The sequence below is a fragment of the Paenibacillus sp. CH40 genome, assembly GCF_024213605.1.
GTDB lineage: Bacteria > Bacillota > Bacilli > Paenibacillales > Paenibacillaceae > Paenibacillus > Paenibacillus polymyxa_B.
In genome coordinates this window covers 94,482-119,431 of the sequence record NZ_JANAVQ010000008.1, presented here as the reverse complement: position 1 = coordinate 119,431, position 24,950 = coordinate 94,482, and the positions used below count along the sequence as shown (strand labels likewise).

22 protein-coding genes and 1 riboswitch are annotated in these 24,950 nt (G+C 44.1%); of the genes, 17 read left to right on the top strand and 5 right to left on the bottom strand.

The features are described 5' to 3' along the window. Nucleotides 1–2 precede the first annotated feature (2 nt). Together NLX73_RS20485 and NLX73_RS20480 are read left to right on the top strand one after the other, a co-directional pair. Entirely contained in the window at nucleotides 3–725 is a 723-nt protein-coding gene (locus tag NLX73_RS20485) for a hypothetical protein (protein ID WP_254327180.1), read from the top strand. Between the two features lie 383 nt (nucleotides 726–1,108). After that, nucleotides 1,109–3,973: an S-layer homology domain-containing protein gene (locus NLX73_RS20480; RefSeq protein WP_254327179.1), complete on the top strand. Its 2,865-nt coding sequence runs from the start codon at nucleotides 1,109–1,111 to the stop codon at nucleotides 3,971–3,973. 107 nt (nucleotides 3,974–4,080) lie between these two features. On the opposite strand, the gene NLX73_RS20475 is transcribed toward NLX73_RS20480, so the two are convergent. Continuing rightward, the gene (locus NLX73_RS20475; protein WP_061831600.1) at nucleotides 4,081–4,755 is read right to left on the bottom strand and encodes an NAD(P)H-dependent oxidoreductase; all 675 of its coding nucleotides are present in this window, start codon (nucleotides 4,753–4,755) and stop codon (nucleotides 4,081–4,083) included. Nucleotides 4,756–4,898: 143 nt separating this feature from the next. On the opposite strand from NLX73_RS20475, the gene NLX73_RS20470 reads away from it, so the two are divergent. From NLX73_RS20470 to NLX73_RS20460, 3 genes are all read left to right on the top strand, one after another. After that, nucleotides 4,899–5,291 (top strand): winged helix-turn-helix transcriptional regulator, encoded by a 393-nt coding sequence (locus NLX73_RS20470; protein ID WP_165179453.1) that lies wholly within the window; start codon nucleotides 4,899–4,901, stop codon nucleotides 5,289–5,291. Nucleotides 5,292–5,483: 192 nt separating this feature from the next. Further along, the gene (locus NLX73_RS20465; protein WP_254327178.1) at nucleotides 5,484–6,476 is read left to right on the top strand and encodes an ABC transporter substrate-binding protein; all 993 of its coding nucleotides are present in this window, start codon (nucleotides 5,484–5,486) and stop codon (nucleotides 6,474–6,476) included. A gap of 180 nt (nucleotides 6,477–6,656) precedes the next feature. Continuing rightward, complete coding sequence (locus tag NLX73_RS20460; RefSeq protein WP_254327177.1) at nucleotides 6,657–7,640, top strand: phosphotransferase; 984 nt, start codon at nucleotides 6,657–6,659, stop codon at nucleotides 7,638–7,640. Between the two features lie 230 nt (nucleotides 7,641–7,870). On the opposite strand, the gene NLX73_RS20455 is transcribed toward NLX73_RS20460, so the two are convergent. Continuing rightward, nucleotides 7,871–8,506, bottom strand: coding sequence for a cyclodeaminase/cyclohydrolase family protein (locus NLX73_RS20455; RefSeq protein ID WP_254327176.1), 636 nt, complete (start codon nucleotides 8,504–8,506; stop codon nucleotides 7,871–7,873). Next, nucleotides 8,503–9,369: a bifunctional 5,10-methylenetetrahydrofolate dehydrogenase/5,10-methenyltetrahydrofolate cyclohydrolase gene (locus tag NLX73_RS20450; protein WP_029517626.1), complete on the bottom strand. Its 867-nt coding sequence runs from the start codon at nucleotides 9,367–9,369 to the stop codon at nucleotides 8,503–8,505. The genes NLX73_RS20455 and NLX73_RS20450 overlap by 4 nt, the downstream gene beginning before the upstream one ends. A gap of 112 nt (nucleotides 9,370–9,481) precedes the next feature. Beyond that, nucleotides 9,482–9,566, bottom strand: a riboswitch (ZMP/ZTP riboswitch). Nucleotides 9,567–9,779: 213 nt separating this feature from the next. Here NLX73_RS20450 and desA point away from each other — a divergent pair. From desA to NLX73_RS20390, 12 genes are all read left to right on the top strand, one after another. Further along, complete coding sequence (desA, locus tag NLX73_RS20445) at nucleotides 9,780–10,841, top strand: Delta(5) desaturase DesA (protein ID WP_013308916.1); 1,062 nt, start codon at nucleotides 9,780–9,782, stop codon at nucleotides 10,839–10,841. Between the two features lie 67 nt (nucleotides 10,842–10,908). After that, complete coding sequence (locus NLX73_RS20440) at nucleotides 10,909–12,042, top strand: sensor histidine kinase (protein WP_069291170.1); 1,134 nt, start codon at nucleotides 10,909–10,911, stop codon at nucleotides 12,040–12,042. Beyond that, nucleotides 12,039–12,638, top strand: coding sequence for a response regulator transcription factor (locus NLX73_RS20435; RefSeq protein ID WP_025683815.1), 600 nt, complete (start codon nucleotides 12,039–12,041; stop codon nucleotides 12,636–12,638). Before NLX73_RS20440 ends, NLX73_RS20435 begins: the two co-directional genes overlap by 4 nt. A gap of 146 nt (nucleotides 12,639–12,784) precedes the next feature. Beyond that, entirely contained in the window at nucleotides 12,785–13,405 is a 621-nt protein-coding gene (locus tag NLX73_RS20430; protein ID WP_254327175.1) for a deoxynucleoside kinase, read from the top strand. Beyond that, a complete protein-coding gene (locus NLX73_RS20425) occupies nucleotides 13,405–14,046 on the top strand; it encodes a deoxynucleoside kinase (RefSeq protein ID WP_013308920.1) in 642 nt (213 codons plus the stop codon). Before NLX73_RS20430 ends, NLX73_RS20425 begins: the two co-directional genes overlap by 1 nt. Nucleotides 14,047–14,243: 197 nt before the next feature. Further along, complete coding sequence (locus NLX73_RS20420; protein WP_103049808.1) at nucleotides 14,244–15,245, top strand: Gfo/Idh/MocA family protein; 1,002 nt, start codon at nucleotides 14,244–14,246, stop codon at nucleotides 15,243–15,245. A 323-nt stretch (nucleotides 15,246–15,568) separates the two neighbouring features. Then, complete coding sequence (locus NLX73_RS20415) at nucleotides 15,569–16,594, top strand: methionine ABC transporter ATP-binding protein (RefSeq protein ID WP_254327174.1); 1,026 nt, start codon at nucleotides 15,569–15,571, stop codon at nucleotides 16,592–16,594. Continuing rightward, nucleotides 16,584–17,246, top strand: a complete 663-nt coding sequence (locus NLX73_RS20410; RefSeq protein WP_254327173.1) for a methionine ABC transporter permease — start codon at nucleotides 16,584–16,586, stop codon at nucleotides 17,244–17,246. Before NLX73_RS20415 ends, NLX73_RS20410 begins: the two co-directional genes overlap by 11 nt. A 43-nt stretch (nucleotides 17,247–17,289) precedes the next feature. Next, nucleotides 17,290–18,177: a MetQ/NlpA family ABC transporter substrate-binding protein gene (locus NLX73_RS20405; protein ID WP_061830647.1), complete on the top strand. Its 888-nt coding sequence runs from the start codon at nucleotides 17,290–17,292 to the stop codon at nucleotides 18,175–18,177. A 64-nt stretch (nucleotides 18,178–18,241) separates the two neighbouring features. Continuing rightward, complete coding sequence (locus tag NLX73_RS20400) at nucleotides 18,242–19,450, top strand: M20 family metallopeptidase (RefSeq protein WP_254327172.1); 1,209 nt, start codon at nucleotides 18,242–18,244, stop codon at nucleotides 19,448–19,450. Between the two features lie 256 nt (nucleotides 19,451–19,706). After that, a complete protein-coding gene (locus tag NLX73_RS20395) occupies nucleotides 19,707–21,149 on the top strand; it encodes a purple acid phosphatase family protein (protein WP_254327171.1) in 1,443 nt (480 codons plus the stop codon). A gap of 202 nt (nucleotides 21,150–21,351) precedes the next feature. Next, a complete protein-coding gene (locus tag NLX73_RS20390; protein ID WP_254327170.1) occupies nucleotides 21,352–22,578 on the top strand; it encodes an RtcB family protein in 1,227 nt (408 codons plus the stop codon). 116 nt (nucleotides 22,579–22,694) lie between these two features. Here NLX73_RS20390 and NLX73_RS20385 read toward each other — a convergent pair whose 3' ends face one another. Both NLX73_RS20385 and NLX73_RS20380 read right to left on the bottom strand, forming a co-directional pair. Further along, nucleotides 22,695–23,585 (bottom strand): shikimate dehydrogenase, encoded by an 891-nt coding sequence (locus NLX73_RS20385; RefSeq protein WP_254327169.1) that lies wholly within the window; start codon nucleotides 23,583–23,585, stop codon nucleotides 22,695–22,697. Between the two features lie 29 nt (nucleotides 23,586–23,614). Further along, a complete protein-coding gene (locus NLX73_RS20380) occupies nucleotides 23,615–24,805 on the bottom strand; it encodes an MFS transporter (RefSeq protein WP_254327168.1) in 1,191 nt (396 codons plus the stop codon). Nucleotides 24,806–24,950: the final 145 nt, after the last annotated feature.

Here is a 24,950-nt window from a genome sequence, read left to right as displayed (position 1 = left end):
GTATGTTGTTGAAAAAATGGCCATTATTATTGATGATAGGTATTCTCCTGGTGGCATCTGTGGGCTGGAACGGTGGAGTATCTTATGCAGCTACAGAATATACTTGGGATAAGTACAAGGGCACTGAGGTCAAGACATATAGATTGACTACAGTACCTGGAAGAGTCGAATATATGGATCAGGAAAGGTTTTTTGCAGCTTTAAGCCAAACCCCAAATGTGTATGGAGATTTCAGCGGCTATAAAACGGGGAAAACAACTGGAGTTGTAACCGAGAGTATAACGGATGATGTGTACAAATTTACAGTTACTGATTTTCTTCGCGATCAAGAGCCTGAGGTTGTAGAGTATATAAATCCTAGAGGCGGAATTCCTCATAGATGGAATGGAACTAGTGATATTCAAATTTTTATGAGAGGGTCAGAAGCGGCTTCTTTGTCTGAGCTGTTTTATGAGGGGACACCCAGTGAAGGACGCTTTCAATTTAATGCTAACGATATATATTTAGTTACATTCTGGTCCAGTACCGTAAGACTTATCAGTGGGATGTCTGCTGAATCGTTAATAGAAGAAGGTCCTCACACGTTTAACAATCGGGAGCTTGTAGGTCAAGTAACCAGCGAAGATCCTACAGCTTATCCGCAAGATGGGATTTCAGAAGGTTATTATTATGTTTTTAAGGGTGCTGGCAACAAAGAATCAACAGCTGATGGAGATAGCCAATAAAAACAAAAGAAGAGATAACATTGTGTAGGGTGCTTTATACATGATGTTATCTTTTTTATTGTGATGCTTGCATTAGGAAATTAAATATTGAAAAAATGCTGTAAATGTTAATTCCCAATGAAAACCATTTTAAAAGATCGGGATATATGCCTTTAAAATAATGACAATTTTACGGATGGAACCGTAATCTAAAACTACTTTTTTTGCTGTCTTTATTCAATCCTAGGGATATTATTCCGATAATTCAAGTATATACAGTTTGGTGTTAATTGAAATGAAATCCGTTTGAAAACAAAAGAAATAATTTTCAAAATTCACACAGAAGTCCAGGTGCAAGTAACCTGATGCTATATTGTAAAGGAGGTGCAAGAATCCAAAATAATATGAAATGTGAAAAAAAGTTAAAACAAATTAGGCAGTACATCGCTGCTATACTGGCTGTTTGGTTGTTCTGTATACATACTGTGCCTGTTTTTGCAAACAGGACCTTTAACGATATTGAACATTCCTACGCAGCTGATGCAATTGAAGCCATGGCTGCTCAAGGGTATGTTACGGGTTATCAGGATGGTAGTTTTCGACCTGTACATTTTATTTCGCGACAGGAGTGGGCGAGTATTTTCGCTAAAACGTTAAAGCGAACTTCGGTTAACAAAAGCGTTGCTCCTTTTAGTGATGTGTCACCATGGGCTCTACCCTATGTGCAGACCTTGCAAGCAGAGAACATTACCAAAGGAATTAGTGATCAGTTATTCGGTGCAAAACACAATATGACTCGTCAGGATATGGCAGTGTGGTATGCCAGGTATTTCGGTGTTACTGAAGATACTCGTGCTTCCGATAAATCCAGTTTTGTGGATCAGTCTGATGTATCAGCCTATGCACAAACAAGCGTATGGCTGATGGAACGTTTGGAGCTGATCGAGGGGGACACGAACCATTATTTCCATCCCAAAGAGTCTGTGAGACGGCAGGATGCTACACTGGTAGCATATCGGATATGGCTAGGTGGCGACGGTCTAAGAGAACGTGCCAAGCGTTTGCTGGAGTCATTAGGAAATGGAACTGCAACGACGAATCAGCCAGCCAGTCCACCGGATGCGAAGAAGATCGTGGTCGACCTGGCGCCAGAAATTAGTCACCAGCGTGCGAATCCGGAAATCGAAGAGCCTAAAAGCCACAGTCCAAGGCCCGATCCACCGGTATCTCCGGTAACACCTACACAGCCGAACCCGGAACCGCCAGTTGTACGACCAGATCCTGGGCTCAAACCACCAGTGACTCCGTCAGAACCACCGGACCATTCTTCGGATTTTCTAGTGGATGAGGTCGTAATCAAGGCGCCCGAGTTGGTAAATCAACCAGAAACGTATCCTTCGTATCAGCTGTCCTTTGATCTCTACAATAAAGGGCACTTGGTAAGCATTCCCGATGTTAGCGTCACAAGTGTTACTTACACATTTAGTGATACATTAGGTGTATTTGATGAACATGGGAAAATTGCGCATTCCGAAAATATACCTGCTGCTGATGATTACATTCCTGTAGAAATGGAAGTCATCATTGCTAAACCCCATCAGGTGCTTAAAGCACAGACCAAGCTGATCGTGAAAGGGAAGACTCCTCCGGTAGAGGAACCGAGTGTAATCAGGTCCGTATACTTGGCGACGTACTCCATTTCACAGGGGGCGACTCTAGACCCTAATGCCTGGAGCATGCCCTATGTATTTCAAAATGCAAAGGGAGAGGTCATACCGTCCGGTCTATTGCCGTCAGACTTGAAGCTTCGGATTGAGGATTCCAGAGGGATATTTGACGAGGATGGACATATTGCCAATCTGCATCTGATACCTGCATTGAACTCTGTCATTCCATTCAAGATTGAGGTTGAATCACCCTCTCAGGGAATTCACTTCATATCCGATGCCGAGTTAACTGTAGTACCAGGAGCACGCAAAAAGCAATATTTTGCTATTTCCATGATGCTGCAGGGAAAAGATGCGGGCAGTACGACCACGATAGAGCAAATTGAGCAGTCACGTCAATTGCTGATGGATCACTTTGGTCCCAACGTAAAAGTGACGTGGGCCATGGAAAATAGATTTATTTTTGTGGAATCAAATCGTCCGCAGCTTAAAAAGGTTTTGGAATATGTGGATCAGTATGGCGATGAAGTCGGGATTTTGGATGGGTATCCGAATAATCTGTTTGGTCTCCCTGAATGGGAAGCACAGATGAACGAGTGGTTGTATATGTATCGTTATAATGCACTCAATGAGCTGCACCAATCTGGTTCGTTAGGATCACCTTCGGTGTTTGAAAGCATGGATACAGACCAATATCGGAAGTATCTGCCTAAATCATTGACTGGCTTTACGGTGAATCCTGAGCAGGCCCAATGGCTTAAGGAACATTTTAAGATCACCTCAGCGATGGGATGGTCGGCTACACAGTATAATGTGAACAACATGTATGGTGAGGGTTCACCTTTGATGCCTTACTGGTCCCATAAGGATAATCCGATTGTTCCGGCACAGGGACTTACAAATAATAGCGGTATCGTATTTATGAACTCGATTACGATTGATCCGATTGGATCACGTTATACCAAAGATTCCTCACGCTGGACTCTCCATCCGGGCGATCCATATGTGACCGAAACGGATGCGGCACCACAACTGTATATAGCGCAGCAGTATTTAGATAACCCGTATCAACGTTTGAATACAGTAAACTACATGTCCATTATTTTGGATGTCAACTGGCTTGCCAAAAACCATAACATGTCTCAAATATGGGAGAACTTTGTGAATCACTTCCCTGTTGACCGTGAGGTTGAGATTGTGGGCGTGGACGGGCTGAAACAGATTTATGAATCGGTAGCTGGATTGAGTAATGATCATACGGAGTTTTCGCTCATGTTTAGAGGCTCAGGCTTTAAGGCAGTTATGGACTCCAATAATTCACCAGCCAATCTGCGTTACTTGTGGACTGAAAACGCCTCACAGCGGATTATTTTATCCAAGGAGGATGGAGATGCGGCATGGTCCATTATTGACTTTACTGACTATACCCGAAGTCCAATTCCGAAGATGGCATACAATCTGGATAAGAACACGGATGTAAGCTATGTCACTGGAAGGAACTTTAAGCTGCATCCTACAGCTCCGTTAACAGCAGATGAAATTCAGCGCGTAAAGGATCGTTTGAAGGAGATTTACTTTGCAGAAGAAGTAAACTATCAGTAAGGATTTTGAATGACAGATTTTTTATAAGACTTGAGATTTTATGAAAAAGGGGCGCCCCTAGCCATGGAAATGGCTGTGGGACGCCTCTTTGTTTTAGAGTAAAGGTTTTACACCCATTCAATAACCTGATCTACAGATCGCCGGGTTTTGCCGCGCGGCTCGTTCAGACGGTATCCAAATGCCACCATACAGGAAATACCGAAATGTTCGGCATCCATAATGCCTTCTTCGGAGAGGATGCGTTCGATTTCCTGTTTATTAAAACCTTCGATAGGACAGGAATCAATGCCGATTTGAGCTGCGGCAGTCATCATGTTGCCCAGTGCGATGTAGGTTTGTCGGCAGCCCCACTCGAACAAGGCTCTTTTATTTTCCTCCAGCCCAAAATCAGATTTTAGAAAGGCATCATACACTTTCTCTCTGCCTTGAATCACTTCAGCGGGTAATTGCTGTACGTTCTCCATCATACTCTTGATATAATCGGAGGAGGCTACCATATCTTCAGGAAGTCTAGAGAGGATGAGTACAAAATGGCTGGCTGTTGGCAGTTGTTTTTGCGCCCCCCAAGAGTAAGGCAGCAGCTTCTCACGCATAGCTTTACTCTGAACGACAACAAATTTCCAAGGTTCAAAGCCAAATGAGCTTGGAGATAAACGACCGGTTTCAAGAATAAAATCAAAATCGGAATCGCTAATTTTCTTATGACTATCAAATTCCTTCGTTGCATGTCTGAACTCATATGCAGATAAGATTTGATCTTTAGTAGTAGTTAAGGTTTCCATCGTTATTCCACTCCTTATAGATGTGATTAAAATTGACGCTTACCAAGTGACATGCTTAATATTAGAATATACATGATCGTTTTTGAAGTACGCACATTAATGTGCTGTAGTATATAAAATGATACCAAGGAGGAGAAAAGCCTATGCGCAATCGGAAAGGCGGCTTTGGGGAATGTACCGCTGGAAATGATCAGGCGTGTCCAGTTGAGTTCACGCTGGACGTGATTGGGGGCAAATGGAAAGGGATTATTCTATATCATCTTATGTATGGGACTAAGCGATTTAGTGATTTTCGGCGGATCTGTCCGGGAATTACTCAGCGTATGCTGACACTCCAATTGCGCGAGCTGGAAGAGGACGGAGTCGTTCACCGTGAAGTCTACCAACAGGTTCCTCCTAAGGTCGAATACTCTCTAACTGAATTTGGAAAAACGCTGATCCCGATTATTAACCTGATGAAGGATTGGGGAGAAGAATATAAAACAAAACAGCGATCATCAGAAAGCAGTCTTCAGCAGCCTAGCCCCAATGTGTAGGTTTTTGAGACGGCTCCACGAAAAAAGACCTGGCCATCATTTTGGCAGGTCTTTTGTTTTTTAAAGTGAAATGATGCAAAGTTCGTTTTTCAGTTGACAGCAAGGACGACGCTTGATATATTTCTTGCGATATTGATAATCATTATCATCCGCATTGGAGATCATCTCCACAATATATAGGGGGCTAATCAGTTGAAAAGAAAATCGTATTTTATGATGACAGCTATGTTACTTGTATTGTCTGTATTCATCAGCGCTTGCGGCGGAAATAATAATGGAAGTAGTCCGGTTTCATCTTCAGAAGATAAGCAAGAGTCGGCTACTACTGGAGAGACTAGAAGCTTTAAAACGGTTAAAGGGGATATTCAAATTCCTGCTAAGCCACAGCGCATTGTAACGGATTTTTACGGCGGAGAATTGCTGTCCGTGGGTGCTAACGTGGTGGGTGTGGAGCCGACTGCGTTTCAAAATCCTTTTCTGACCGATTTGCTGAAGGAAAAAGGAACCAAAGAGGTGGGTGATCCGACCAATTTGGAAAAGACGCTGGAACTCAAACCCGATCTGATCGTGGTTATGAAGGATACGAATTATGAGGCTTTGTCTAAAATCGCACCTACCCTGTACATTCCGTACGGTACGACGACTAATATCTATGATACGGTCAAGCTGTTCGGCGATATCACTGGGGAAAAGGAGAAGGCTGAGCAATTTATTGCTGCATTTGATAAAAAGGCCGCTGAAGGTCGCGCACGTCTTAAAGGTGTGATTGACGAAAAAGCAACTTTCGGTCTGTATGAGCTGACGGACAAGCACGCACTTTGGATCTTTGGTGACAATGCGGGTCGCGGCGGCCAAGCTGTATACAATGCGCTTAAACTGAACATGCCAAAGAAAACAGTGAACTCCAAGGAACAAACGGTGCAGCTTTCAATGGAGGTGTTGCCACAGTATGACGCAGATTATATGTTCCTGACTACGTATGACCCCGAGAAAAAGGGTGACGCGCTCAAACAACTAAAGTCGTCCGCTGTGTGGGGGAATCTTCCAGCGGTGAAGAATAATAGAGTGTTCTTTAACGATTTTGATACGTATTATCGTTATGATCCAATCGCTATTACCGGACAAATTGATATGATCGTAAATATGCTGGTCGAAAGAGAAAAAGAGAATAAAGCTAAACAATAGATGTGAGATTCACATGGATAAGCACTTCACTACACGGACAGCTGACCGGGGTGAAGTGTTTTTTTGTTGAATTACTGAATAACAAAAAAATGACAATACGAAGTATAATAGACCAATATGTGATCTTTCTAATCTTTTTCAAGAGAATAGTAATGTGCAGATTAGCAAGGAGTGAGTCTATTGGAAACATTCTCGACAAATGAAATCATTCAGGCTGACCTAATGGAAGCATTTCATCGATTTTTTGGTTTAAATATAATTGAATCTGTTCCCATCCAACGAGGGTGGTTAAATCTAAAATGGAAAATCACCACGAACAATGGGACTTTTTTATTGAAACAATATAATAAACAAAGATATAAGGATTATAATTTTGATGATCTTTTGAGAGCGTTTTCTCAACAAGAAAGATTGCATGGGCTTGGTCTGGCGTGTCCACGGTTATTTAATCATGAGGGGCAAGTCTTTATGGAATCTGATCGTAGAGAACGCTTCCTAGTGATGGAATTTTGCCCAGGGACGTTGGTCTCACCAGGAGAAGCTAATGTTTACCAATTATATGAACTAGGCAAGGCAACCGGAAAAATGCACCACTGGTTAAACGACGGGACAATCAGGAGCAAAAGTACCCCGAAACTTGTGCTTTCCAGCCGTAAGGAACGACTAGCCCATTGGGATTCAGTATGGAAACAAGCGGAGGAAGCCGATAAAAAAAAGCTTTTGGCTGATATCGAAACCCAGCGCAAAGCAACAGAAATGATACCTATCGAGATAATGGATGCACCTCCACCCGGTTGGGCCCATCGTGACCTTTGGGCGGACAATGTTCTATTCAACGATGATAAGCTCAGTGCAATTCTGGATTTTGACCGATTGGATTATGACTATCCACAGTTGGATATTGCCCGAGCAGTCATGTCTTTTGCCTGGGATAAGCAGTTAAAACCTCCCCTTGTTTCAGCATTTATGGCGGGGTACAGGGAAGAGCATACGATGGTAGAGGGCTGTTTAACAAGATCATTACAATGGCTGTGGTATATGGAAAGTGTTTGGTGGATCAACGCCAACATGGACGAACATTCTGTGCCTATCCGATTCGCTAAAGAAATGAACTGGCTTGCTAGAAATTATAAAGTTCTGCCTGACTTATTAGCAGACATGTAGGGGATATATAGATGGAAAACAGAATGGATTTATAAGCGTCAACCAAAACGAATAAGAGATCGCATAATACGCGCAGTATCTAGCAATAAAAACCAGTCCAACATGAATCATGTTTGGACTGGTTTTTTATTTACTATTCGTCGTAATTCGATAGTATCTTCTTTTTGTATCCAATCAGCTATTTTTTTGAAGAAATGTTTTGGAACAGGTTAAACACGGTTATGAGCAGACTAATTCGCTATTCGACTGCGCACCATCAACAAGGTTTGTTCTTTGATTTGTCCGATTTCACGGATGAGTGCGGCTGTCTTGGTCTCATAGGAGTATTTGACATCCAAATCTTTCAGCGAAGCAAGGTTAATGTCGACGGTAAGCAGGGCAGATTGAGCGGCGGCTTCGAACAGGATCGCGCCGATGCCAAGATCCGAAATCACATTTTTATTGGACATTTCCACAATATTGTAGGCTTGCGACAATCCGTCCCGGCATACTTCCAGCAGGCGCATGGGTACCTCAATGGCAGCGATCACCGCTGTCTGTAAGGAATGGGTACGATAGCGCTTTTCTTCGTCCGTTTCCTTGGGCAAACGCAGCGCGGTCATGTACTGTTCAAAGGATTGGATGTCTGCGACCATTAGTTCCTCACAATGTGTAGACAATCTTTCCATGCTGTTAATGACGTCCGTGATTTGTTCATGGATATGCGCATATTTTTCTCCTTGTGAAAGGTTGGCGGTCATGGAGGTCATAGCCGCACCTAGTGCCGCAGCCAGTGCGGATACACTTCCTCCACCGGGGGTAGGCGCTGCACTTGCAGCCTCTTTTAGAAAATGCCCGATGGAATGATTCCACGACAGTTCACTCATGAATAGACCACCTCTCTGGAGTAGTGTTGCAGATGTATTGCTTTGAGCAGATTTTTGTATAAAATCGCAGTTGTTAAGGTGCCAACACCGCCGGGAACCGGAGAAATGGCATGGACCTTTTCCCCAACGTCTAAAGCGGCATCCCCCACTATTTTTCCCTCTAGCGTCTCATTAATTCCCGCATCTACCAAAATCAGACCGGGATGAACCATATCCTGTGTAATCACATCAGGGCATCCGACTGCGACGAAGGCAATGTCTGCATGGCTCAGATGCTCTGCAATATCACGTGTTCCTGCATGACAGGCGGTAACGGTGGCATTTTCTCTTTGCAACATGTGGAAAAGGGGAAGTCCCACTGTCTGTCCGATGCCCACGAGAGTGACATTTTTGCCTGCCAATGTGTGACCGTAATGCTTGAGCAGCTCGATACAGGCTTGAGGTGTTGCGGGATATAGTCCGGCGTCACCTGTTACGGTAGCCAGCTTGTTATCAGGTGTAATCCCATCAATATCCTTGTAGGGGGCGATGGATTGTTTAATAACGGAGGCGGAAAGATGTTGGGGAAGCGGCAGTTCCAGCATAATACCATGTACATGGGATGCATCGTTCAGACTGCCGATCAGGTGCAGTAGCTCGGTTTCGCTAACATGACGATCAAAAGTATGGAGATGAAATGAGATGCCCAGCTTCTCCGCTATTTTTTGCTTGGTCCGGGCATAGTAGGCAGATGCCGGATCACCTTCTACCAATAGGGTCGCCAGATGGGGACGGTGTCCTTGCTGCTTCATTTCTTCTACCTGTGAACGGATCGTTGCATACACTTGCTCAGCTGCTTCTTTGGATTTCATGATAATAGCCATAGTCCGAGCCTCCTCTGAATTTATCGCGTGATTTATCAACAGGGTGTCATGGTCATGTAAAACGAAAAAAAGTATTTGCACAAGGTCGTCAAGACAGACGAATCCTCTGCAAATACTTCTCCCAGGCGAACGGTACGCTTTTTTTGTATGCTCCCTCGTGGTTCATTCCACTGACTTCGCCAGTCACATACAGCGTTATTATAGCTTATATTTTAACAAATAATCCTCAGAAAAGAAACCCGCGAACATTTGGAAAACGGGTTATGTTACTTGTCTATATGACAAATGTCATATACCCGAGCTGACGTTTATGACTACAGCGTCTACAGTCTTCACCTTATACTGAGATTAGATCAACATGTACGCCTAACAGGATCAAGGTATAGGCGTCATTTTAAAGGAGGATCATAATGAGTATGACACAACTCCCATTAGCCCAATTGAAAAAAAATATGGCTCCCTACGAGAAAATAAACACGAAATCCAGCGTTCTGCAACTCATCAATACTTTGGGTCCACTGATCCTATTGTGGTATGCTGCTTATCTTAGCCTGTCGGTTTCGTACTGGCTGACGCTTCCCATTGCCATTGTTGCATCGGGGTTTGTGGTACGGACGTTTATTATTTTTCATGATTGTGGTCATCAATCCTTCTTCAAAAGCCGCAAGCTGAACGACATTGTGGGAACGATTACAGGTATTATTACGCTCTGTCCTTATCATCAATGGAAAAATAGTCATGCGATCCACCATGCAACCAGCAGTAATCTGGATAAAAGAGGCACAGGTGACATGTGGGTGCTCACGGTAGAAGAGTACACAGAGGCTTCCACTTGGACGCGGCTGGCCTATCGCATATATCGAAATCCTTGGGTTATGTTCGGACTAGGTCCGATCTATACTTTTTTGATTTCCTATCGCTTTAATATCAAGACAGCCAAACGCAAGGAAAAAATGAACACTCATGTGACGAATATATCCATCGTTGCATTGTATGCACTGTTGTGCTGGGCTATTGGATGGCAGGCCTTCCTTCTCGTACAGGCACCTATCTTTTTTGTATCCGGTATGTTGGGCATCTGGTTGTTCTATGTACAACATCAATTTGAGGATTCGTATTTTGAGCATGATGAAGAGTGGAGTTATATTAATGCAGCCGTAGAAGGTAGTTCTTACTACAAGCTTCCTAAAGTATTGCAATGGATTACGGGGAATATCGGATTTCACCACGTTCATCACTTGAGTCCCAAAGTGCCAAATTATAATTTGGAAAAAGCACATGAAGCGACACCGTTACTTCAAAAAGCAACCACGATCACAGTGAGTAGCAGTCTGCAATCTTTGAAGTTCCGCCTTTGGGATGAAAATACGAAAACCTTTTTGACCTTTAAACAAGTGAAGCCGCTCCTCAGCAAACGTGTTGCAGTCACGAAACCCATCCCTACACCTGTTGTAAGCACAGAAAGAAAATAACGTTGTACAAAACTTGGTATGATATGATAAGAGATATAAGTCAAGTGAAGTAGAAGAGGGTGGCAGGATGCAAAAATGGTATCAGATTTTTCAAAGAAATACTGGACTTAGCCCTTATGTGTGGGTCGTCTTTTATATCCTGCCCTTTTACTACTTTAGCTCTTCATCTACAAGTCATATTATTCTGGGTACTGCTATTATTTTGGTGTTTTTTGCATGTTATGTATTGGCTTTTGTCTCGAAAGGCTGGCTCATATACTTTTGGACCAGTGTACAAATTGCCATATCGATTACCATGACACTGCTGTTTAGCTATATGTATTTTTCCATATTTATCGCCTATCTGATCGGTAATATTAAAAGTAAGGCTGCATTTACGACGCTGTATATTATTTTAATGGTTATTACGATTGGATTGATCAATTACGGTTTTGTTTCTCAGAATCCCGTTTTTATTAAACAGATTCCTTTTATCCTGCTCAATCTGATCGGTGTGATTCTCCTTCCGATTACGAATTTTAATCGCAACAAAAGCGATCGGCTCCAAGTCCAATTGGAGGATGCCAATAAGAAAATATCGGAATTGATTAAGCTGGAGGAACGGCAAAGAATTGCGCGTGATCTGCACGATACCTTAGGTCAGAAGCTGTCACTCATTGGGCTGAAGAGCGATTTGGCGGGCAAACTGATGGATCAGTACCCGGAGCGGGCTCATGCTGAAATTAACGATGTTCGTCTCACGGCGAGAAGCGCACTAAAAGAGGTGCGGGAAATGGTTACTCAAATGCGCGGTATGCGACTAGAGGATGAACTGCTACGTATTCGGCAGATTTTAAAGGCTGCTCACATTGAATTGACTCTAGAGGGCGACCCGAAGCTGGAGCATACATCATTAATGAATGAAAATGTCCTTAGTATGTGTATGAAGGAAGCAGTGACAAATGTGGTTAAGCACAGTGGAGCCACCGCTTGTTCCATCACCATTGAGCCGTCTCGTAAGGAATTAACCCTTCGGATTCAGGATAATGGAGTCGGTATTACGAGAGAAAATGGAACCTTTCGTGGAAACGGCCTGAAAGGTATGAAAGAAAGGCTCGAATTCGTGAACGGATGTATGGAGCTGCGTTCAGATCAGGGAACGACCTTGGTCATTAAAGTGCCCAATATCACTGAAAAGCCGAATGAGGAGGTGGGGCCATGATTCGAATTGTCATCGCGGAGGACCAGCGTATGCTGCTGGGTGCTCTAGCCTCCCTGCTGGACTTGGAAGAGGACATGAAAGTAGTCGGAAAAGCAAGCAACGGGGAAGAAGCTTTAGAGCTGGTGAAGCTGCATCAGCCCGATATATGCATTATGGACATCGAAATGCCGATCAAGAGCGGATTGGATGCGGCTGAGGAACTCAAAGGCTTGAACTGCAAGGTGCTGATTTTAACTACGTTTGCCCGTCCCGGGTATTTTGAACGAGCGATCAAGGCGGGGACACACGGTTATTTGCTCAAGGACAGTCCGAGTGAAGAGCTGGCTTCCTCCATTCGAAGTATTATGGCAGGTCGGCGTATCTATGCCCCGGAACTGGTCGATGATGCTTATGCCGAAGTCAACCCGCTAACAGAGCGTGAAAAGACCGTTTTAGCGCTCATCGCTGACGGAAAGAACACAAAAGAGATTGCTGGTGAACTGTATTTAACGACAGGGACGGTGCGCAATTATATTTCAGTCATTCTCGATAAGCTGGGTGTCAGTAACCGGATTGAGGCAATTACCCGTTTTAATGAAAAAGGTTGGTTTAAATGAGAAACAGAGACGCTATGAAGCAAAATGTAGCGCTCTGTTTTTTTTGTTTTATCCATAGATTTGGTATGCCTTTAGCGTACTACCTTGTGATACAATAGGATAGTTGTCCACAGGATGGACTGGAGTACAAGGAGGAGCAGAACCCCATGAAACAAGCCCCATTTATAGCCGTTGAAGGGCCGATCGGAGCAGGTAAAACGACGTTAGCTTCGATGCTTTCAACCGAGCTACATTTGCCGATGATCAAAGAGATTGTCGAGGAGAACCCATTTCTCGATAAATTTTATCAAAATATAGATGAGTGGAGTTTTCAGCTGGAAATGTTCTTTCTCTGCAATCGGTACAAGCAACTGGAGGATACCGGTCTGCAATATATCGAGAAAGCTCAGCCCGTTATTTCTGATTACCATATCTACAAGAATTTAATTTTTGCTGAACGTACGCTTAAGGGTGTGAAGCTCGAAAAATATCGTCAAATCTATCATTTGCTCACAGATGATATGCCTAAGCCGGACATTATCATTTATATTAGAGCAGATTTGGAGACCTTGCTGGGGAGAATTCGCAAGCGTGCACGCTCTTTTGAACAGGAGATGGACCCCGCCTATCTCGAGCAATTGATCATAGATTATGATAAAGGCATGCAGTTTCTCGCTGAACAGTCCCCTTCCCCTCGTATATTGACCGTGAACGGGAATGAAATTGATTTTGTAGAAAATCAGGCACAATTTAAACAAATCGTTTCCGATGTAAAGGAGCTTATATAGTGAATAATTACAACATTCCTGCGAATGCCCTGATTACGGTAGCGGGCACAGTGGGTGTAGGTAAATCCACACTGACTGGTGCTTTGGCCGGACGTCTTGGTTTTAAAACCTCTTTGGAGCAGGTTGATCATAATCCCTATCTGGAGAAATTTTATCACGATTTCGAAAGATGGAGCTTTCATTTGCAAATTTATTTTCTCGCAGAACGCTTCAAGGAACAAAAGAATATTTTCTTGTCTGGTGGAGGCTTTGTACAGGATCGTTCTATTTATGAGGACACAGGCATTTTTGCGAAAATGCATGCCGATCAGGGAACGATGAACCCTACCGATTATGAAACGTATACTAGCCTGTTTGAGGCGATGGTGATGACACCGTTTTTCCCGCACCCTGATGTGTTGATCTATTTGGAAGGCAGCTTGCCTTCCATACTGAGTCGGATTGAGGAGCGTGGTCGCGAGATGGAGATCCAGACCGAGCGTTCTTATTGGGAGCAAATGCATCGCAGATATTCCAATTGGATCAACGAATTTGATGCCTGTCCTGTACTGCGCCTGAACATTGATGAGTATGATGTACACGACCCAGCTTCCATGGATGCCATTTTGGAGGAAGTAGGAAAAGTGATATCAAAAAAATAGAGATATAACCCCAAATAAATGACAGGGACTGTGGTACAATCAGTATAAATTATGCTGATAGACTACAGTCTTTTTTTGTCGAATGAACATGTTGAGGCATGAGATATGAATAACGGTATAGTGGACAAGTTTAGGCTGGAATGCGAGAATAGGTACATATGAATTGTAATGACTCACGGGAAGGATGGGATACTGTGATGCGTTTTGGTATTGTTGGAACCAACTGGATAACAGAGAGGTTTATTCAAGCTGCGATGGAGACGGACGAATTTTCCCTGACGGCGGTATACTCACGCACAGAGGATAAGGGCAAAGCTTTTGCTGACAAATATAACAGCCAGCCGGAGGTTTTTACAGACCTGGCGCAAATGGCCGCAAGTGATCAGGTCGATGCCGTATATATTGCCAGCCCCAATTCCTTACATGCGGAGCAGGCGATCTTATGTATGAATCACGGAAAGCACGTGTTGTGTGAGAAACCCTTTGCGTCTAATGCAGCAGAGGTGAAGAGCATGATCGAAGCCGCGCGCAACAACGATGTTCTGTTGATGGAGGCCGTTAAATCCACACTGATGCCTAACTTTAAAATAATAAAGGATCATATGTATAAAATAGGCCGGGTTCGGCGTTATTTTGCAAGCTATTGTCAATACTCCTCACGCTTTGATGCTTTTAAGCAAGGTAAGGTATTGAATGCGTTTAATCCGGCCTTTTCCAATGGTTCCTTGATGGACCTTGGAGTGTATTGTTTGTATCCTATGGTGACTTTGTTCGGCAAACCTGAGGAGGTTCGGGCGGTTGGTGTACTTTTATCCTCTGGTGTCGATGGCGAGGGCAGTATCGTGATGAAGTATCCTGATATGGATGCTATCGTCATGTATTCCAAAATTACAGATTCTTATCTGCCTGCTGAAATTCAGGGTGAGAATGGAACGATGGTGATCGACAAAATCAGCCAGCCCTATGAGGTGAAAATTCATTATCGGGACGGCACAATTGAGGATCTAACCAAAGCTCAGACGCGTGAGCCAATGTATTATGAAATTCAGGAATTTATTGATTTGATCAAAAGTGGTGAACGCAACAGTTCCATTAACTCCTTGGAGTGTTCACTTACAGTCGCTGAAGTGATGGAGGAGGCAAGACAACAATTCGGCCTTCGTTATGAAGCAGATTTGAAAAATACTTCTGCACATTAGTCTGTGGAATGATCGAGATTGCAATGCACAAAGGGCTGCCGGTTTGCAAACTTTGCAAATATACGGTTAGCCTTATTTGGCTTTGTAGCCCTAAAAGTGTAAGCAATTGTGATGACAGGAGTCAGAAGGCTATATTCATTTTTTATTGACAGATTCTCCTTCTTGTCTTAAGGTGTTAACAATGCAATATACAGTTAAATAATCCCACTTTCGGTCAAACGAAGATTAGGGAGTTTTTTTAGGGTATAAATCCGATTAAATCCACCGGATTACTAAAATGGGATGGAGGAATACATACATTGTAGACGTAAGGAGGAAGCAGTTTGATAAAGTTTGAACAAGTTAGCAAAATATTTACCTTACCCAATCGTAAGGTAAATGCTCTCGAAAAGGTTTCGTTATCGGTTGAAAAAGGAGAAATTTTCGGCGTGATTGGTTTTAGCGGTGCAGGTAAAAGTACGCTGCTACGGCTTGTCAATTTACTGGAACGCCCCTCAGAGGGACGAATTGTCGTTAATGATCAGGATGTTACTCAGATACGACCCAAGGAACTAAGGAATTTAAGAAGACGGATCGGGATGGTATTCCAAACCTTTAATTTGTTTAACTCTCGTACTGTATATGGGAATCTGGCTTATCCTCTAAAACTGGCTAAACTGCCCAAGACACAGATAGATGCTCGTGTTAAGGAGCTGCTACAATTTGTTGGATTGGAGGACAAAGCGGATTCCTATCCTGAGCAGTTATCTGGCGGGCAAAAGCAACGGGTCGGCATTGCCAGAGCACTGGCGAATTCGCCCGATATTCTCATCTGTGATGAAGCGACCTCGGCCCTCGACCCGGAAACGACAGAAGATATATTGAGGCTGCTGAAAAAAGTAAATGAAGAGTACCAGATTACGATCTTGCTCATTACCCATGAAATGAATGTGATTCGCAGTATTTGTGACCGTGTGGCGGTGATGGAGAATGGTAGGGTGATTGAGCAGGGCAGTGTGTTCGATGTATTTGCCAATCCACAGACGAAGACAACGAAAAATTTTATTCGCTCTGTACTGAATGATCAGCTTTCACCCAAACTGCTGAGCAAGATTCGGGAGCATCACGCTGGCCGATTGTACAGACTTATTTTTCGGGGTGGGGCGACCAGTGAACCGGTGCTTTCTAGAGCGACACGGAAGCATAATCTGGATTACAACATTGTATATGGAAGTATTAATGAGCTACAGGGAGCGCTGTTCGGAAGCTTAATTGTCGAGTTAATCGGTGCAGACGATGAAGTTAACAAGGTCGTGGAGGAACTACGAACGACGGTGGAAGTCAGGGAGGTCGTCGATCATGAGAGTTAATTGGGATACATTTTGGCTCAAGGTAGTGGAGGCTACAGGGGAAACGCTTTTGATGGTTGTTGTCACGCTGATTTTTTCCAGTATTCTGGGGCTTATGATTGGTTTAGTACTGTATGTGACACGTAAAGGGAGCTTGTTTGAAAACAAATTTGTGTTTATGTTTCTGAATTTGCTGATTAATATCATTCGCCCGATTCCGTTTATCATTTTTTTAGTGGCGATTAGCCCGTTTACGCGTTTAATCATGGGAACCACGATTGGAACCTCGGCGGCTATTTTCCCAATGACTATTGTAGCGGCCTTTGCTGTAGCGAGAATTGTGGAAAATAATCTGGTCTCCATAGATCCGGGCATGATAGAAGCTGCCAAGGCACTGGGTGCGACTCCATTTCAGATCATCACGGGTGTGTTGATTCGGGAAGCGCTGGGACCTTTGATTCTTGGGTTGACGTTTATTACCGTGGCCTTGATTGATTTCTCTGCCATGGCTGGTACGGTGGGCGGAGGAGGCCTTGGGAATCTGGCAATGACCTATGGTTATCAACGATTCGATACCTCGGTCATGATTGTCACGATTGTTTTGCTGATTTTTTTTGTACAGGTCGCCCAATATGCGGGGAACTACTTGTCTCGTAAATTTCTACGGCGCTAATGGGAACAGCGTATTATACATAACGATTAAAGGGGAAATGAAAATGAAAAAAATATTTCGCTTGGGTTTACTAGCTATTCTTAGTGTAGCGGTTCTATCTGCTTGCTCGGCTAACGGTTCGGGCTCAAATTCAAATGAAAAAGTACATGTTAAAATCGGGGTTTCAGGATCTGAGGACACGTATTGGGATGTGCTCAAGAAGAAAGCAGAGGCCAAAAATATTGAAATTGAGCTGATCAGTTTCTCGGATTATACATTACCCAATAAGGCGCTCGCCAATAAAGAGGTAGATTTGAATTCCTTTCAACATTTGGCCTTTCTCAGTCAGTTTAATGTAGAAAATGATGTGAATATCGTCCCTATTGGTGCAACGATTATCGCTCCGATGGCACTGTACTCTGAAAAATTCAAAAACGTATCGGATATTCCTGACGGCTCAAAAATTGCTATACCGGATGATCCCTCCAATCAGGGACGGGCTTTAAAACTGCTCCAGTCTGCAGGGCTGATTAAGTTGAAGCAGGATGCGGGCCTGTATCCAACCACGGATGAAATAGAAGGTAATCCTAAAAAGCTGGAGATTGTCCCAGTTGTTGCCCAGCAGACGCCGCGCGTCTTGTCTGATGTAGCCGCCTCAGCTGTGAACAGCGGTGTTGCTACGGATGCTGGGCTCAAGCTGGACGGAGCCATCTACAAGGATGATGCAAGCAGCGAAGAAGCAAAGCCATATGTGAACGTGTTTGCTGCCCGTGCGGAGGATAAGGATAATGCGACTTACAAAACGATCGTGGATTTGTACCATGATGCTGATGTAGCCGAGGCGGTAAAACAGGATTCCAAAGGAGCTAACGTCGTGGTAGACCAGTCTGCCGAAGAGCTACAGGCCACATTGGATAAGCTGGTAGCAGATGTTAAAGCGCAAAAGAAATAAGAATGTTGAACAGAAGCAGGGTTGGAAGCATACTAATCTATTTTCGAAACGAGGAGAGATTGCGATGAGTACAACGAATACGGTCGATACACATAGACAGCGGATTATTGAGAAAATTGAGGAGTCTCGTCAGCTTTACACGGAAACGAGCCGGTTTATTCATGCTAATCCCGAAATCGGCAATCAAGAATTTCAAGCTTCCCAGGCACTGACGGGTATTTTGGAGCAAGCGGGGTTTGAGGTAACTCGTAATGTAGCGGGACACGAAACCGGATTTGTTGCACGTAAGGCTTCTGCTAGACCAGGTCCGAAAATCGGATACTTGGCTGAATATGATGCATTGCCCGGTCTGGGCCATGCTTGTGGCCACAATATTATCGGAACCGCAAGCACGGCAGCAGCCATCGCCTTGGCGCAGGTGATCAGCGAAACGGGAGGTGAGGTGTATGTGTTCGGTACACCAGCGGAAGAAGGCGGTCCTAATGGTAGTGCAAAAGGCAGCTTCGTGAAGCACGGGCTGTTCGAAGGGATTGATGCTGCACTGATGGTTCATCCATCCGGTGTGACCCGGCTGACCTCACCAAGTCTGGCAGTTGATCCGCTAGATTTTCATTTTTACGGCAAAGCGGCTCATGCCGCAGGATCACCAGAGCAGGGAATCAATGCGCTCGATGCGGTGCTACAGTTGTTCAGCGGTATCAATGCTTTGCGTCAGCAACTGCCGACCGATGTGCGTATTCATGGCATCATTACGCATGGAGGAGACGCGCCCAATATCATTCCGGACTATGCGTCGGCACGCTTTTTCATTCGGGCAAGTACTTGGCAGCGCACAGAGGAGGTTTCCACGAAAGTTCGCCATATCGCAGATGCTGCTGCTTTGGCAACAGGAGCCACTGTGAAAATCGAACGTTTTCAAAATGAAGTGCGTGATTTCATTCTGAACGATACGCTGGACGAGGTAGTAGGTCGTGAACTGGAAGCGCTGGGAGAACAGCTGGATCGTGGCCCTCGTGCTGGACTGGGTTCGACGGATGCGGGAAATGTAAGCTATGTTATCCCGACTGCACATGCTTACATTAAGATCGGTCCAGATGATCTCATCGCTCATACGGTGGAATTCAGGGAAGCGGCTGGCTCTGAGAAGGGGGAGGAAGCCTTAGTGACTGGAGCCAAAGCGTTAGCCTTGTCAGGCTTGGAGCTGCTGGTAAATGAAACACTGCTGGTTGCGGTGAAAGAAGATTTTAAGCGTACGCATTCAGTGGCACAGTAAGCCAAATCCACACAGGGCATAGCAGAGCCGTCTAATATGAGTGTTATAGTTGAAGAGGATATCCCACAGTCTGGTTGGCTGCATGGATATCCTTTTTCATTTTCTTATAAGCTGCTATCCTTGCTCCTCAATCGCTAGGTCACTCATAACCTCATTTTTACAAAGTACTATATTTCCAAAAACAACGTATTAACAATTGATTGTTATGATCATAATTATAACTTTTACATATTTAACCGCAAAGAGGAGTGTATACATGTTTAAGAAGTTTCAAAAATGGTCAGCAACATCTATGTCTATTGCTCTTATGCTAGGTTTGATTACTGGTATGTCAGCCTTACCTGTCCATGCTGAGTCAGCAGGGAATACAGATCATGGTATTAGTAAAGTTACAGCTACATTTTATGGAGACACTAAAGGCTCCAAAGGATTTACCTGGTATACTTCAAAACTTCTCACGAACAGCACTGTTCAAGTAATAAAGAAAACGGATTCAGAAGCTGATTTTACGAAAGCTATCGCATTCGTAGGCGCTTCCTCTCCATCGACCAATTCTGCAGAAGAGCTTGTCCATAAAGCCGTAGCTACAGGTCTTCAAGCGGACACAGCTTATTATTATCGTGTGGGTGATGCAGCGCGCGGGATATGGAGCGAAACAGGTACGTTTCAAACGGCTCCTAAGAGCGGTGAATTTACCTTCATTGATCTAGCTGATACACAAGCAAAAAGCGAAGATGAAGCCATATTGTCTTCACAGACGCTCGAAAAAGCACTTCAAACTGTAGGTAATGCTCAGTTTGTAGTCCACAACGGAGATATCGTAGACACCGGTACCAAAGAAGAGCAGTGGGACTGGTTGTTGGGACATTCACAAAAAAGTCTTTTGAATACAACCATTGTTCCTTCAGCAGGTAATCACGAGGATGAGAACTACGCTTTTTATGATCACTTTAATATTAATGGACCAGCTGGTTCTGCTACTAAAACAGGAGCGTACTACTCCTTTGATTACAGCAATGCTCACTTTATTGTACTGAACTCCAATGAGGACTCAGAGAAATATGCCAATTTTTCTGAAGATCAAGTTGAATGGTTAAAGAAAGATGCTGCGGCAGCCAAAAGGGCAGGTGCAAAGTGGATTATTGTTAACATTCATAAAGGTCCCTATACCACCTCTAATCATGCAACAGACTCTGACATCATAGATAGTAACGGAGTTCGTAACCAGATTGCACCTTTAATGGCTGAGCTGGATATCGACTTTGTTGTGCAAGGGCACGATCATATTTACGCTCGTACGAAACCAATCAATCAAGAGGGTAAAGCAACAACGCCAACAAAAGTAAAAGATACATTAAATGAAAAGACAATTGAATACAGTGTGAATCCAGACGGAAGTATCTATGTCATCCCAGCAACCGCTGGCCCCAAAGTTTACTACAAGAACCCAAGCGAAAAACTTGGAGATAAGTACTATAATCTCTTTGAACTAGCTGAAGAGAATCATGCGGCAGTATATGGCCCAGATCCGAGTGACAATCGTAGACCTACACGAGGACAGGTACAGAATTTTGTTGGCATCACCATAGACGGAAACAAACTTACAGCCGTAACGTATGAAATTGATCAAAACAAAAATGATGCCAAACCTTTTATTGTGGATCAATTCGGAATCATCAAAAAAGATTGGTATAATTGATTTCATAGTTTCTAAATGATTATAAAAGGATATCCTACAGTCTGGTTGGCTGCATGGGTATCCTTTTTCATTTTCTTAGGGGATATCTACTATTGTACTTGTAATACTTACGTCCTGTTCGGAAGCTGGTAAAACGTACATAATGCAATTAACGACTTTACAAGTGTAATCATGGAGTGACTTACAGGAGGATGAAACGACGATGGCTTATCAAGAAATCAATGGAGTACGAGTATGGGGAGCACCTGATCCAGGGGCATTATCTCAAGCACGTACATGTGCCGAAAACGGTAATGTGATTCAGGCGCTGCTGATGGCAGATCATCATAAAGGCTACAGTCAGCCGATTGGCGGTGTGATGGTGTATGACGGACAAATTTCGCCTTCAGGTGTCGGGTATGATATCGGTTGCGGGAATAAGGCGGTAAGAACGAAGCTGTTTGCAGCGGATATTATGCCGCGTATTTCAGCCGTGATGAATGAGATTGCACGTCATATTTCGTTTGGTGTAGGCCGTGTGAATGCGATTCAGGTAGACCATGAGCTGTTCGATGATCCGGACTGGGCGGTATATGCAGCGATAGGGAAACAAGAACACGACAAACTGAGGTCCTTGGCGAGAGAACAGCTGGGTACAGTAGGGAGTGGCAATCATTTTGTTGATGTATTCGTGGAGGAAGCGACAGGGCGGGTCTGGGTTGCCAATCATTTCGGCAGTCGGGGCTTTGGACACAAAACAGCAAGTGGGTTTCTAAACTTGGCCGCTGGACGAGAGTTTCTCGGAAAGGCGCCGGGAGAACATATGGATCAACCGCCTGTGCTGCTGGATATGAACAGTGAGTTGGGGGACATGTACTATCGTGCGATGCGTCTTGCCGGACGCTATGCGTATGCGGGACGTGACTATGTGATAGAACAAGTGCTTGGTATTATGGGAACCGAAGCGGACTTTACTGTGCATAATCACCATAATTACGCATGGAAAGAACAGCATGATGGGCGTGACACCATTGTGGTCCGCAAAGGCGCCACTCCCTCGGCACCTGGCCAGATGGGCTTTATTGGAGGAAGCATGGGCGATATTTCGGTAATTGTGCGTGGAAGAGATACGGTAGAAAATCGGGATTCCTACTATAGTACAGTCCATGGCGCAGGTCGTACTATGAGTCGTACCCAGGCAGCCGGTAAAATGAATTGGAAAACCCGTACACGGAGTGGTGGACAAATCACGGACGTACAGATGAAGGAGGCCGTTCGGAAGTATGGTGTCGAGCTGCGCGGAGCCGGTACAGATGAAAGCCCGTTCGTCTACCGTAAACTACGCGAGGTACTGGATGCTCATTCCGAGACCGTGGAAGTTATGCATGAACTGAAGCCTATTGGGGTATGCATGGCTGGGGCCAATGAATTTGACCCTTATAAGGATTAATCAAAAGACTATGCCCGGGAGAAGTGTTCATTCGCCGAGCATAGTCTTTTGAGTACATGCATGAGTATATAATAGAAGGAATTCATTGCTTAGTGCAATTGTTAGCAGCTCTATGTCTACAGCTGATCAGCAAAAAGCTGTTCTTTAATATAAGCGACTGGCATCTCTTGGCCTGTCCACAGTTCGAAGGCCAATGCGCCCTGCCACAGCATCATGCCCAGACCATTAATGGCGGTTGCACCTACGGATTCTGCTTGCTCCATCAGCTTGGATTTAGCTGGGCTGTACACTACATCGGTTACGATCAGGTCGGAACGAAGCATGGACACATCTTCAATCACACTTTTGCCTTCCAGCGGTTTCATACCAACACCTGTACCGTTAGCGAGAATATGACTTGTGCGGATCTCTTCACGTAGCTGTTCTTGATTTTCCAATGGATAGATATTCGCCTTGACTTGGGTGTGTTTCATATCTTCATTAATAATACGGACATTCTCTTCTGCACGAGCAAAGAACTGATCGTTACGGGCAAAGATTGAAATTTCAGCCAGACCTGCTTGAGCCGCTTCAATAGCAATCGGTGTAGCTGCGCCGCCAGAGCCGACAAGTGTCATTTTCTTACCTTTCAGGTCAATGCCGTGTTCACGCAAGTTGCGAACATAACCAGATCCATCTGTACTGTAGCCTTTCAGTATACCATCTGTGTTTACGACGGTGTTGACGGCACCTGTAAATTTAGCGCTGTCGTCCAGCTCGTCAAGGTACTGTAATATAGCTGTTTTGTTAGGCATGGACACGTTATAACCGCGTATGTTCAGAGCGCGCATCCCCCGTACCACTTCTTCAAGTTGTTCGTTTCCTACTTCAAAGGCCATATACGCGTTATTCAGGCCCAGCTTTTCAAACGCAAGATTATGCATAGCCGGGGATAAAGAGTGTCCGATTGGTGTAGCAAGCAGTCCGATTAATTGTGTTCTTCCGTCAATACGTCCAGCATTTTTCATAATATAAGCCTCCAAGTAATCTGTGTGGTTTAATGAAACACTTTTTTATATCGATAAGCAACAAACACGGCCAGCAAAATACTGATTACAGCAATCGCAATATCCAGAATGAATACCGATGTAATTCCCAAACTTTTGGACATGCCCCCGGTAGCCAAAGGCATCAGGATGAACGAAAGACTGGCTGCTATGTTCACGAAAGAAGTCGTAGTGCCTTTGTTCTTGCGGAAAAATTCCGTCATAACCGTGAGGGCAATTTGGAATATGCCTGCGGTAGACAAGCCGATCAGGAATGAACTGATCAAAGTAGCGACAGGATTGTGCCATGTAATTAAAGCCAGCAAAGAAAGCAGGGCAATAAGCGGATATACAATCATGACAGTAATCGGTTTAATGAATCTACCAAGTACCACAGCTAACAAGATAACGGAAACCAATGAACCTATACTATAGTAGCTCAACAGTTTAATGGCACTGGCTTTGTCCATGCCCAGGGCCTCTTGTCCAAAGGTAGGAAGCCATAGCTGCACGATCATGAACAATACAGTAGAAGTAAAACCGATAATAATTAGAGATAAACCTTCTTGCCAAAACTTAGGCTCGCTGCGGAAAGTATCTGTGGATTGGGCAGCCTCGCTTGAAGCCTTTTGTTCCTCAGCTTTGTGGTTGGGGAAAGCTGTTATCGACAAGAAGATACCGTTCAGCAGATAAATCCCTGCTGGAATAAAGAAGGAATAACCATAGAACATGTCGTGATTAATAAAGAAAGCAATCATGAATGGAATCACAATGGCACCGATCGAGATGGATGCTTTGACCAGTACCGTTGCAGACCCGGCTTTTTTTCCAAAGCCTTCAATTAATGCAGGATACGTTCCTGCATCCATCATAGAGTTGCAAAGCCCTGCGATAATAGCAAACACGAATGCCAACGTATAGTTAGGCGCAAGCGGAATGCCGATCAGGAAGATTAAATAAGCAAATGATGCAATAACAATGAGTGGTTTTCTTCCGTATTTGTCTGACATTTTTCCGGCTACCCCGAGAGCGAGCAGCTTACCGATCCCAATCGCGGACACCAGATAGCCGATGGCTGCTTTATCCGTGTTCAATTGAACGGTCAGGAAGCTCATATTCGACGATAGAATAACATTGATCATACCCAGAAGAAAATAGTTGATGTAAAGCCCTGCTGCCATTCTGATATAAGGATTTTTCATAAGTGTAACTCCCAACTTAAATTTTAGATCAATGGCCTAGGTAGGCATCGTCAGCTGTATTACATTACGCCTACAGATAAGTGAAATTATTCACATTCTTTCTATGTCATTATTATATAAGGAGTGTTATTATAAATCCAATGCA